Here is an 11,758-nt window from a genome sequence, read left to right as displayed (position 1 = left end):
TAAGCGAGGAAGTCCAGTATATCGGCATCCAGCTTGTCCCCGGAGAACAGCTGATCCACGTCCACCAGCTTCTTATGCTCAGAACCATACGCTGCTATTAAGAGGTTAAGGTTGGCTATGTTGACCGGCTTTGGCTGTGAATTCCGGACATTCAGTATAACCAAGCTCACCTGTTCCATCACAAATTCCGTAATGGCGGCCAGGATCTGAGCTGAGGCTGCTATTAACTGCTGCAGATCTTCTGCTGCCCGTTCTTCAGCATCATCTATCAGCCCCGCTATCTGTGGCAGCAAGCCGCCCAGCTTCTTAGCCAGCAGCTGGACCCGGACATCTACTTCTTCCCAATCCACCGGCCGGAAAGCTGCTTCATTCACCGAACGGCCGGCAAGCTCCTCCACAGCTGCTGCCCGGCTTACCAGCTGTCGCTCCGCATTATCGTAACGCTGCACCGACTGCAGCACAAAGGACTCCAGCCTGGCTATCCGCTCGGTGATCCGGCTGGCATCCGCAGCCGCTTGGCTTAACCTGCTGTGTATACCGCGGCTTGTGCCAATCGCGCTGTCCAGCCCATTCTTCACGGCCTGCACATGTCCCGGAACAGGGGACAGCCTTCGGCCTGCGGCACCCAGCTGCTCTCTACTACGATTCACCTGGCCCAAATCGATCATCAGCCGCTGCATTTTTCTTCTCACTTCCCTGTCTGTAGCACTCTTGCTTCCTTAGCAAACCTACTTATTCGCTGTTCTTCCATAAATACCCTCCCGTAATGTTTGTACAAAATTGGACATTTGAGTTTTTCTGAACATGAGGAACTTTTCGTCAGCCATGACCCCTCAGGCTCAGCCGGTCTATTTCTTTTTGGCTGAAACAATTCCGCGTGATCTGCGTCGTATATGAAAACGGGACGGGAGGATTGATTATGAAACGAGCATTAATTGCATTATTATTGTCCATTTTCATTTTGGCTGCTTGTGATGCATCTACAGGTGAAAATCTTAGTGACTCTCAAATTCCCGAAAACCATGCGGAGGTATATGAACCGTTTAATCTCCCGAGGGATCAAGTTGCAGAAATCACCATTTTCCTCGGCGCACGTTCGGATGAAGTTGCTGCCAACTTGAAAGAATCCAAGGAATTAGATGAGTTCTATCCTATTCTACAGGGCGCACAGCCACCCTCGGGGGATGCTGTAACCGCCGATTGGCCTTATACAGTCGTGATTAAGTTAAACGATGGGCGGGAGAAAGAACTTCAATTTACAGGTGGTGGTTCTGTATTTACCGACATGACGGATGGCAGATCACATGAAATTGATAGAAAAAAATTCAATGACTTTCTCTCGGGTTACTTTGAACACTCATAGCTAGAAGAGGAGGGAGGCCACTCGTAAGATGTATTTGTTTACAATGAAAACTGTGAAGTGAGGTGGTTGCCATGTTATCAGCCAGGGAAACAAGAATCGCAATGCTGTTTGTCTTTAGTTTAGTTATCGTGGGCGCAGTGGCTTTCTACACATATGCGAGAATGGTCGACCCGCTGCTGGTAACAGGGTGGTCCAATGTTGACAAAGAACAGAAACAGATATATGTATCTCTTGTGAATGAGGGATGGGCCGATATTAATATAGAAGAAGTGGCTGTCAACTCGAAGGCACCCGCTACCAATGCTCATTTCGTTATGAGTTATACGGGACAGTTGGTATCTGGGGGCATAGAAGACAGCTCTCAAGCTCAGTTCATAGGGATCGATGAAGGAATAATTCCCCCTCAATTATCCGATGCTGAAGTTCGGCAAATACTCCGGGATAACGAAGGAAGGATTCCTTTGCATTACGGTGTCCGAATTGTTAACGATGAGAATATCCATACCGTTCATATTCAGTACCGATATTTGGGCATATCAAGGACCAAGACAGTGGTACTTTAATACCCCAATTTGCCTTCAATTGCGTTGTGTGCGGCAGCGTCTGCATGTTCTTGTTTGCGATTCGAAGCCCCTTGGATAAATACAAAGATCTGGATAAAATGATTAGACTTACTGGAGATCGCGCTAAGCTGGATGCGAAAGCTAACGATAGGCTGGAAATCAGCTCTCTAGTCTGAGGATGGTCAGTCAAAGCGTCTTACTGTGTTATAATGAAACATATTTCTATTCTTATTTGGGAAGGTGAACCCCTTGGATAAATTTAAAGACTTGGATAAAATGATTAAGCTTACTGGAGATCGCGCTAAACTGGATGCAAAAGCTAACGACACATACATTGTTTATAAGACGGCAGAAGGCCAAATTGTAAAGGAATATAACAATGGCAATATTGTTCCCGTTGGCAATTCGAGTGAATCTCATGCATGAACAGGAACCGATCATGTATATATTCGCGGGTAACAATGGCGGCGGTAAAAGTACAATTCGAAACCTCATTGTAGATCGGCTGGGAATCAGTGTAAATATTGATCCCGATGCCTTGGCGCGAGGGATTGATTCAGTAAATCCTGAAAGTCGTAAAGTATCTGCCGGTAAGGAAGCTATCAAGTTAGCCAAAGACTGCATCCAGAAAAGGCGGGATTTTTCGATTGAAACTACACTAGCAGGCGGCAACGCTGTTCGTCTCATGTATGATGCAAAGGCCAAGGGTTTTGAGATTACCATGTTTTATGTTGGATTGGGTGATTATCATTTGAATATTGAACGAGTCGCAGCGCGTGTTAGAAATGGCGGGCATCATATTCCGACAGAGGATATTATCAGAAGACATGAAACCTCGATTCGGAACTTGATTAGCAACCTACATTTAATTGACCATCTAATCGTCATTGATAACAGCAGCACTGAAGGTTCTAGGGTGCTTCAGATGAATCGTGGTTCAATTGTGCATCGTGCGGACACTATTCCAAGTTGGGCCATACAGGTTGAAAAAGAATATATGAAGTAACAAGAACAGCTGCATATTGGGGTTGTTCTTTTTTATTTTGATTAAACGCCTATTGGTTAAGCCAAGACACCTGCCATCCAATTTCCTTACATATCTTCTAGTCTGAGTATGGTTGATTGTAGTACGATATTCCTATAGTACATAGAAACGGTGGCTGGCAGATATGCGATTTAGACAAAAGCTGATAGATTTCTTAAACTCTTACCCCAAAGTAACGATTGGTCTTCCGGAGCTGGAGCGGGCATTTCAAGGTGTGGAGATCGATTATAAGTCGTTTGCCGAGGTGGTGCTGGAGCAAGAACATGAAGGCAGTCTGACAGCGGTCAAGGCACATGGCCGGAACGGCAAGCGGCCCTCGTTAGCCTACCAGTACCGCATACACAAGCGGATGCTGCAAGGGGATCACATGCGGGAGCTGCACCAATGGAGCGCTAGATTGCATCCTGCCCTTAATCTGGATGCCTACTATAGATTAAGCCAAGAAGTATGGCGCGCGGATCTGCCTTATATCGAACAGGTTGACGCGTACTTGAAGCGCGGGCAGCTCCCGACACGGGAAGCGCCAGCTCCTGAGCGCAGCTACGAGCTTGTGCGGGATGAGAAGTGGATAACGGAGCAAGGAGGACAAGCCCTGCTGGAGAGGCTGGGCGTATGGGAGCAGCTGAAGGTTGTGCCTGTAAGTGACCCTCTAATGCTGGCGGCGAATCCTTCCGTCCGATTCGACAGCAGGACCCACCTGCACCTCATTGTAGAGAACAAGACGACATTTCAAGGCCTGCTGCCGGTGCTGCCTCAGCTGCCTTTCTCCACGTTAATCTATGGCTGCGGCCGGAAAATCGTAGGGAATTTCGGAATGCTTCGCCTGCAGTATCCGGTTCAGGACGCGGAGCATGAGCTCTATTATTTTGGCGATCTCGACCCCGAAGGCATCCTGATCTGGTATGATCTCCAGGCAAAGTTCGAGGTGAAGCCCGCCCTGCCTTATTACAGGGCGTGTCTGGAGAGGGTGCCCTCGAAGGGCAAGCTGAATCACCGCTGGAGTGAAGCGGCGCTGCAGGCTTTTACGGCACATTTTGACGCGGGAGAATCGGAACAGATCATCGCCATGCTGCAGGACGGCTGCTATATTCCGCAGGAGACGCTGCGCAGCGAGGAATTGATTCAAATAGGGAGGGAAGCCGTGTGGAATCGCAATGGCAGTCACTCGAATTAAGTGACATGCTGTCCGGCTTTCAGGAGCGGATGGGCAAGCTTGCGCTGTTCGATCCGCTGTATGAGCTGGGGCGCCAGAGGAAGACGGACCGCGACGGCAAACCGGTCGCCATGATGGAGCTGGGGCTCTTGTCGCTGCTGTTCTTCTTCGAGAAGAAGCTGATGCGGAGCCGAAAGACAAGCGTAAAGGACCTGGTCAGCTTCCTGGCTGCTGTGCTGGAGGGCAAATATGTGCTTGATCAGGATGAGCTGGAGGACATCGGCCGCAGGATTGTTCATGTGTTTCGGCCTGCTTCCGGGCGGAAGCGGGAATTCCCTTATTTTCACCCTGGAACCGGGCAGGAGGGCGTCATCTATACCTCGATCCTGCGGACTGATTCGTATGATGCAGCTTCGAACACGCAGTATTATGCCTTGGATGAGGATGGGCTGGAGCTGATTTTTGCAACCAAGGAGTTCTATATGGAGTTCCAGCTGTCCATTCACCAGCTTTTGCTGCGCAAGCAGCTTGAGAAAGGGGAGTTCCAGGGAGCGCTGCGGCAAATCGATGAGATGATGATTGATGTGGAAACGCTGCAGGACCGGATTAGCGCACTTGAACATGAGATTAAGAGAAGCATTGTCTCCGAGGAAACGCTGGCCCGGTACCGCTCGCTGTTGGAGGACATCTATCTCAGGCTGAAGCGGGAGAATGAGGAATTCAGGGAGCTTAGGGATTTTGTAAAGGATACGAGGGACCGGATCTATGCTGAAAGGGAGCTCGGCAAGAACCAGCGGCCTTATGAGCTTATTGTACGAATCGGGATTGAGCTGGAGAAGGTGCACAATGAGCATACCCGCCTGCTGCAGCAGAGTATGGAGCTGGAGAGCAGCGCACTGCGGGCGGCCAAGGAGTCACTCTATTATACGGGCATGAATGCGTTCAATTTCGAGCAGGATATCGCGTCGTTCCTGCTAGGCACCCCGCTGCCGGTTGAGGCGATGAAGGGCGTGCTGGCTCCGTTCCTGAAGCTGGAGCAGAAGAAGGTATGGTCGCCGCTCACGGTGTTCGCGAAGCAGCAGCTGTCGGGCCAAGATGAAGGTACCGTCATAGAGAAAAGCCTGCTTGAGCTGGACGAGGAAGAGGGCGAGTCCTCCTTCGTGCAGCGGCGCAAGGAACGTTTGGTCGAGGTGATGGAAGCTCTTCTCCGCTGTTACGCCGAGCTGGGCCGTGATGAGGTCCGGTTAAGTGAATTCATCGCGTATTTGGATCGGGATGAGGCGGCGGACTTGCCGTGGAGCCGGGACTTTTATGACTGCTGGATTATTCTGCATCAGCGCAGCCCGATCCGTCCCCTTGGCGCGGATGAGGAAGCTGCAGAGGCCGAACGGAGTCTCTATGAGGCGATCCGTTCGCTGCTTGAGGGAAGAACGCTGACAGTTCAGGAGGCAGAAGGCATTCTGCAGGTGAACGAGCGCTATTCCATACAAGAGCTTGTCATACGGTTGGGAGGGGAAGCGGAATGAACTACAGCGGTGATGAGGTGATGAAGGCCTTCCGCATTTATGCGCAGCTGGCAGGAAGCGGGGAAGCGGATAAGGAGAGCCTTCTGCAGGTGGAAGCAGACGACCGTGTCCGCGGACTACTGGACCAGTTCGCTGCCGAAGCGGACTGTGTGGTTCTTGGAGCAGGAGACCGCCTGCTTCTGGTTCCGCTGGTGAGGCTGTCGCCGTTTCATATGAGCAATGAATCGCTCAAGCGGATGTATCTGCGCGGGAACGCGGTCAACGCGGACCTGTATTTGATGTATATGGCTATTATTGTGTTTATCGGGGCGTTCTACGACAGCTACCAGACGACGGAACCGACGCGGAATTTCCTCCAGATGGAAGAATGGATGGACCTGGTGCAGCAGCGGATCAGCGGACTGAAGGAGCATTCCGACGAAGAGCTGAAGGCACTCAGTCAAGAGTATTCGTACCACTGGGCAGATATGATCGAGAAGTGGGATGCGATGGACGACGTCAAGGAGACGGCCAAACGCCAGAGCGGCGCCACGATCAGCCGGGTGAGCTTCCTGGATACAGTGCGGCGGTTCCTGCTGGATCAGGAGCTGGCCAGGCAGGTAGGGCCGGATGAGCTGGATTTGACGGAGAAGACGAAGATCATCGTGCAGCGGTATTACATGGAACGGGAATATAACCGCGGCATTCTGGAGTTCCTGTACAGCCTGGAGCCCAAGCGGAAGGAGGAGACGTAAAGCTTATGCCTGTCATATCCAAAATCAGATTTACGAATGTCATCTATGAGGGCGGCGCCAAGCGGTACAACGATTCGACCTTTTATTTTGACGGACATAACGGGGCGATCGTACTGGAAAATGGGGGCGGGAAGACGGTCTTCATCCAAACCGCCATTCAGGCTGTGCTGCCTCACAGTGACGTTGCGGGACGCAAGCTGAAGGATACGCTCTCGCTGGAGAACGGGCCTGCCCATGTGGCGATTGAATGGCTGCTCGCAGAGAAGCCCCGGCGCAGATACGCGGTTACCTGTGTGAGCTTGTTCATGAGCGCTACCGGGCTGGACTCGCTGCGCTATGTGTACGAATATTCTGAGCATGATGAGCACCGGCTGGCGAAGCTGCCTTTCACCAAGGAGACGGGCGGCGGGAAGCTGCGAGTCACCGAGAAGGGCGAGATCCAGGAGTATTACCACTCGATGCAGCAGAAGTACCCGCTTGTGGCCAGGACATTTGATACGATTACCAAATTTCAGCACTATATTGAGGAACAGTTCCATATTATTAAGTCCGAGTGGGATGCGATTGTGAAGATCAATTCCAGCGAAGGCGGGATAGAGGCGTTTTTTGATGAGTGTAAAACCTCCTCCCAGCTGGTGGACCGGCTGCTCATTCCGACAATTGAGGAATCCATGGAAGGGTTCAGGCAGGGGGCCTTCGCGGACCTGTTCCAGGTGCAGCGGGAGGGCTTCAAGCAGTACAAGGAGCTGAAGGAGAAGATTGAGGAGAACCGGCGCATTCTGGACGAGCTGAACAAGTACGTGGCCGGCTATGAGAAGCTGCACCGGGAGCAGCTGCAGTATGAGGCGCTTCGGAAGGAGGCCAAGACTTACCTTCAGGTGGCCGAGAACGCCAGGCAGGAGCAGCAGTCTGAGCAGCTCAGGCTTCAGGAACGGCTGGAGGAATGGGAGCGGGAATTCAGGAATTGGCAGAAAAGAGAAACGTCCGTTGATATAGCGGGGGAGCGGCTGAAGGCTGAGGCGCTGCAGACCGGGCTGCAGGAGGCAGCAGAGGAAAAAGAGCAGCTGGAGGAGCAGGCGGCTCACGCTGCCCGGTACTACTATTCTCTGGAATATGCGGAGCAGCGGGAAAAGCTGCGTGAGGCACAGGAGAAGATCGCCTACCTGCAGCAGGAGATGGCGAAGCTGGCTCAGTCGCAGGATGAAGAAGAGCTGCAGCAGGCGTGGGAGCTTAGCGGACGCAAGCTGAGAGCGTGGTATGACCGTGAGGAGGCGCGCCTCTCCGGGCTGCTGCAGGAGGTGGGAACAGAGCTTCTCGCCTTGAACGAACAGCGGAAGGAAGCTGCCGGGGAACGGGAAACCGCTGCCAGGCAGCGGGAGGAGCAGTTGCTCCGGATTCGGGAATATGAGACACAGCAGCGGATGATGCAGGACCAGCAGAGTGATATCGCGCGGAAAATCTTGAGCCAGCTGTCATCCCAAACGGTGGAGCAGCAGATGCCAGTGTGGCTCGCTGAGCAGCAGGCGCAGGAGCAGCAGGTTTTGGAGCAGACGAAAGCACAGCAGGAGCTGGAGAGGCGGAAGGGCGAGCTGGAGCGGGAAGGAAAAGCTGCCGCTAGCGATCAGATGAGCTTCAAGCAGGAGCTGGCTGCGCTGCAGGCCTGGCAGGAGCGTTATGAGCAGGAGCACCAGCAGGTGAAGATGCTGCTTGCTCAGCTGCAGCCCTCTTGGGAGCGGCTGGCTTCTGTGCATGAGAAGATGGATTCAATCCGAGACAAGCTTGCAGACGGCCTGGAACGCAGGATGCGGCAGAAGCAGCAGCTCTTGCACAAGGAACGTCTGGCATTCCGCTATGTGGACGATTATGAGGAGCAGGAGGAATTTTTCGCCGATCCTCAGGCTGCGCGGCTGGCCAGTCAGTGGGGCAATCAGTTCTCGCTGCTGGAGACGGGGATCCAATATGCTGCTGCGGTGACGGAGACGCTGGATGACAAGCCGTTATGGGCGGTGACGCTGGTCACGACTTCGCAGGAGAAGCCGCTTCTGGAGCGCAAGCTTGCCGAGTCGGCGGATCAGCTGCAGTATCCGATCCGCGTATTGTCGACGCAGGAGGTCAAGGAGCTGATCAGCGGCAGCGGCGGCCCGAACGGCGGCGGCAGCGCGGAAGCCGGGGAAGCTGGGGCTTGGGTAGAACCGGCCCACTGGCAGTCCCTTCACGATGCGGACCGGTTCAAGGAATGGAAGCGGGAGATCGGCCGGGAGGCAGCAGCCGCTGAGGAGAAGAGACGGGAGAAGGAGCAGGAGCTGGAGGCGTGGCGGGACGCACAGAAGCTGACAGATGCGTTCTTCAGGGACTACCCGCTGGCTGCTGTACATGAGCAGGAGCATCGGCGCGCAGCGCTGACGGATCAGCTGAAGCGGCTGGAGCAGAGGCTTGCTGAGGTGGAGCAGGCGCTGCGGGGGCTGGAGCGGCAGAAGGCCGAATTGGTGGAAGCCCAGCAGCTGCTTGCCCAGCGGCAGCAGCATACGGCCTATCAGCTGGAGCAGGGGCATCAGTATATGCAGCTCTCCGATAAGCTGATCAGGCTTGCTGCAGATCTCCAGCCAGTGCAGGAAGCTTATAATAAGGCGGAGCGGTTAATGGAGCGCTTCAATCAGCGCATAGAGGCTCTTGAACGTGAGTTGAAACGGCAGGAGGATCACCGGAATGATTATCACGGGAAGCTGCAGCGGCTTCAGGAGGATGAATGGTATCAGGAGGTTCGGAGCTGCCAGCCGCATGAGGCGGCGGAGTCATACGTTCAGCTGCGTGAGGAACGCAGAGGGCTTAAGCTGCGGCGGCATCGCATCATGAAGGAGAGGTCGGAGCTGGAGCGGGAGCTGGCTCATCAGCGAGACCGGCAGGAAGAGGCTTCCCGGCAGATGGAACGGCTTGCGGCTGCCCATGACAATCTGGACCGAGAGCTGGAGCTCCCCATGCAGATGGATGCTAAGATGAAGACGGCTTTAACGGAGCTTCGTACGCTGGAGCAGCAGGTTCAGCGGATTCGCGAAGAGTGGGGCAGGAAGGACCGTGAGCTGAGCAATCAGGAGGCTGTGGTTCGGATGCTGGCGGAGCAGTATGCGAAGGAATTTGACGGCGAGCAGCCGGTACGCTTCCTCGAGGCGCTCAGCCATGTGCAGCAGCAGCAGGCAGATGAGCGGCGGCAGCAGGATGAAGTGCGCAAGGAGCTGGAGCGGTTGAACGAGGCGGTGGAGCGCAGACTGAGGGAGACACACGCCGTGCTGCAGGAGTGGAACCGCTACATTCGGGTGCACAAGCTGGACGATCCCCTGCTGGAGCCATCTGACTCAGGCGTGGAGATGATGCAGGAGATCGCTTACCGCCTGAAGAGCGGCAGCCAGGAGATCATCGGGCGTCTGGAGCAGCAGCTGGGAACTATTGAGCAGGAACGCCGCAGAGTCTCGGCTAACCGCCAGCGGTTCCGGGAGTTCTGCCAGCGTCATGTGCAGGATGTGAAGCTGCGGGAGATGGCCGAGCGGGGCGTAGAGGCGAAGGACAATTACGCCGAGCTGCAGGAATTCGAAGCGATGATGGGGGCCAGCATCCTGAAGGCGAACCAGATCGCCGAGCTGCGGATGCAGACGGAGGATCAGAAGCTGCAGCAGTTTATTACGCATATTCAGGCCCACTTAAGACTGATCGCCCAGGAGCTGCGCGAGCTGCCGAAGCGGACCCGGGTCCGTACAGATAGCGGCAATAAGGAGATCTATGTGTTCCAGGTTCCGGATTGGGATGAACAGGAGGGTAAGGAGCGAATCCGCGGCCATATAGAATGGATCATTGGACAGCTGGAGCATGCCAAGTACCGGGATGTGGATGGAACCGAGCAGTCGGCGGCAATCCGCAAGGATCTCGACAAGTGGCTGGATGCCAAGCAGCTGCTGCAGAAGGTGTTCAAGCAGGGCTCGACCATCCGTATCAGCTGCCGCAAGGTGAATAATGATCAGCAGGTGACGGGAGCCACCTACTCGTGGGAGGAATCCAACCGCTGGTCGGGCGGAGAGAAGTGGAGCAAGAACATGACCCTGTTCCTCGGCATTCTGAACTATGTGGCCGAGAAGCGCCAGCACATTCACAGCCAGATGAAGCGGCACCGCGCGGTCATCCTGGACAATCCGTTCGGCAAGGCATCGAGCGATCACGTTCTAAGCCCTGTCTTCTACATCGCGGAGCAGCTGGGCTTCCAGATGATCGCCTTGACCGCGCATGTGGAGGGCAAGTTCCTGCAGGATTACTTCCCGGTGGTGTACAGCTGCCGCCTGCGTACAGCAGCCGGTGGGGGCGGCAAGCAAATCGTGGACCCCAAGCAGCAGATTCAGCAGGCCTACTTCCGCGATCATGCGCCTGAGTCAATGGACAGGATCGGCGGCGAAGTGGAGCAGATGGATTTGTTTTAGGGTTTTATGAAATCTTGGGGCGAGCTTAATAGGCTGCGCCCCTTTTTTAAGTGGTGTGGGAGGTTTCTTCATCCTCTAAAGAAACCTTGGAAGGCACTAAGCCAATCAAGGTCAAATTGTATTACCAGTTCCCTTTATCAAAGTCCTCATTATCAATTTCTTTAATATATACCGAAATCCATAGTACAGTATGTTCAATAGGGTCAGTCTCAATATAAATCCCTTTAGGGCTGCAATATACTTCTTCAAAATCATCGTATTCAAAGCTTGGCTCTATCTCCAAAACCTCGTCAATAGGCATGCCAATATGAATGACATCAAATAACTTTCCAGTATAGTTCTTCAACGCAGTGATCTTGAACAATTTTCCATTGAATATATTAAACCACAAGATAACTTCATCTTTGATTTCATATCTTACTAGAGATTTTCCTAATAGAGCATCAGCTTCCTTGAGATTTTTTATAATGCTATAATATTCGCTGATATGGCTGTAAAGATTTAATCCTCCCAGCCCCTTCCACGGAATAATGGGCGCATTCAACAACACCATAGTTAATCGCCTCCTGTGAAGATTATTGTTGCTGTTTCTTTTCCATCTGTCTTATACGCACTTTCTGCCCCATCAACTACCTTAATGATACCTTGGTCATTTGTACTAATTTTTACATACGGACTTCCTCCATGTCTCCCGCCACCGGGTGACACTTGGACTTGAGTAATATTCCTATTGTCGCCTGTGTTATTTATCTTAATAATCTTTGCTCCTGAACTTGATTTAGTGGAGTCCTGTACAGTAACGTCATATCCTTCATTTCTTAGCATTTGGGCAATTTCGTCTGCCGATTTGCCTTTGAATGCGATAGGATTTGATTTAATTGTATCAACAGTTGCTCTACCGTTGTTGAGAACTG

At 53.1% G+C, this 11,758-nt stretch carries 11 protein-coding genes; 8 read left to right on the top strand and 3 right to left on the bottom strand.

Translation table 11 applies throughout. The features are described from left to right. On the bottom strand, nt 1–692 hold a 692-nt coding region (locus L1N82_RS17740), incomplete at its 3' end, for a hypothetical protein (RefSeq protein ID WP_235288800.1). 227 nt (nt 693–919) lie between these two features. Between L1N82_RS17740 and L1N82_RS17735 the strand changes: the two genes are divergently transcribed. From L1N82_RS17735 to L1N82_RS17700, 8 genes are all read left to right on the top strand, one after another. Next, nucleotides 920–1,363, top strand: coding sequence for a hypothetical protein (locus tag L1N82_RS17735; RefSeq protein WP_235288799.1), 444 nt, complete (start codon nt 920–922; stop codon nt 1,361–1,363). A gap of 71 nt (nt 1,364–1,434) precedes the next feature. Then, complete coding sequence (locus tag L1N82_RS17730) at nt 1,435–1,926, top strand: hypothetical protein (RefSeq protein ID WP_235288798.1); 492 nt, start codon at nt 1,435–1,437, stop codon at nt 1,924–1,926. A gap of 249 nt (nt 1,927–2,175) precedes the next feature. Then, nucleotides 2,176–2,352 carry a hypothetical protein gene (locus L1N82_RS17725; protein ID WP_235288797.1) on the top strand — a complete coding sequence of 59 codons (177 nt, stop codon included), beginning with the start codon at nt 2,176–2,178 and terminating at the stop codon, nt 2,350–2,352. Next, nucleotides 2,345–2,932: a zeta toxin family protein gene (locus L1N82_RS17720; RefSeq protein ID WP_235288802.1), complete on the top strand. Its 588-nt coding sequence runs from the start codon at nt 2,345–2,347 to the stop codon at nt 2,930–2,932. Before L1N82_RS17725 ends, L1N82_RS17720 begins: the two co-directional genes overlap by 8 nt. 163 nt (nt 2,933–3,095) lie before the next feature. Continuing rightward, a complete protein-coding gene (locus L1N82_RS17715) occupies nt 3,096–4,145 on the top strand; it encodes a Wadjet anti-phage system protein JetD domain-containing protein (RefSeq protein WP_235288796.1) in 1,050 nt (349 codons plus the stop codon). Beyond that, a complete protein-coding gene (locus L1N82_RS17710) occupies nt 4,115–5,650 on the top strand; it encodes a replicative DNA helicase (RefSeq protein WP_328284498.1) in 1,536 nt (511 codons plus the stop codon). Before L1N82_RS17715 ends, L1N82_RS17710 begins: the two co-directional genes overlap by 31 nt. After that, nucleotides 5,647–6,384, top strand: coding sequence for a DUF6063 family protein (locus L1N82_RS17705; RefSeq protein WP_235288795.1), 738 nt, complete (start codon nt 5,647–5,649; stop codon nt 6,382–6,384). Before L1N82_RS17710 ends, L1N82_RS17705 begins: the two co-directional genes overlap by 4 nt. Before the next feature lie 5 nt (nt 6,385–6,389). Beyond that, complete coding sequence (locus tag L1N82_RS17700; RefSeq protein ID WP_235288794.1) at nt 6,390–10,844, top strand: coiled-coil domain-containing protein; 4,455 nt, start codon at nt 6,390–6,392, stop codon at nt 10,842–10,844. A 121-nt stretch (nt 10,845–10,965) separates the two neighbouring features. Here L1N82_RS17700 and L1N82_RS17695 read toward each other — a convergent pair whose 3' ends face one another. Together L1N82_RS17695 and L1N82_RS17690 are read right to left on the bottom strand one after the other, a co-directional pair. Beyond that, nucleotides 10,966–11,397, bottom strand: coding sequence for a hypothetical protein (locus L1N82_RS17695; protein WP_235288793.1), 432 nt, complete (start codon nt 11,395–11,397; stop codon nt 10,966–10,968). A 2-nt stretch (nt 11,398–11,399) separates the two neighbouring features. Continuing rightward, nucleotides 11,400–11,758, bottom strand: a 359-nt coding sequence (locus tag L1N82_RS17690; RefSeq protein WP_235288792.1) for a hypothetical protein, incomplete at its 5' end; no start/stop codon positions are given.

Source organism: Paenibacillus tarimensis, assembly GCF_021532315.1.
Classification (GTDB): domain Bacteria; phylum Bacillota; class Bacilli; order Paenibacillales; family Paenibacillaceae; genus Paenibacillus_I; species Paenibacillus_I tarimensis.
The sequence above is the reverse complement of the archived record's forward strand: the minus strand, read 5'-3'. Positions and strand labels throughout refer to the sequence as shown.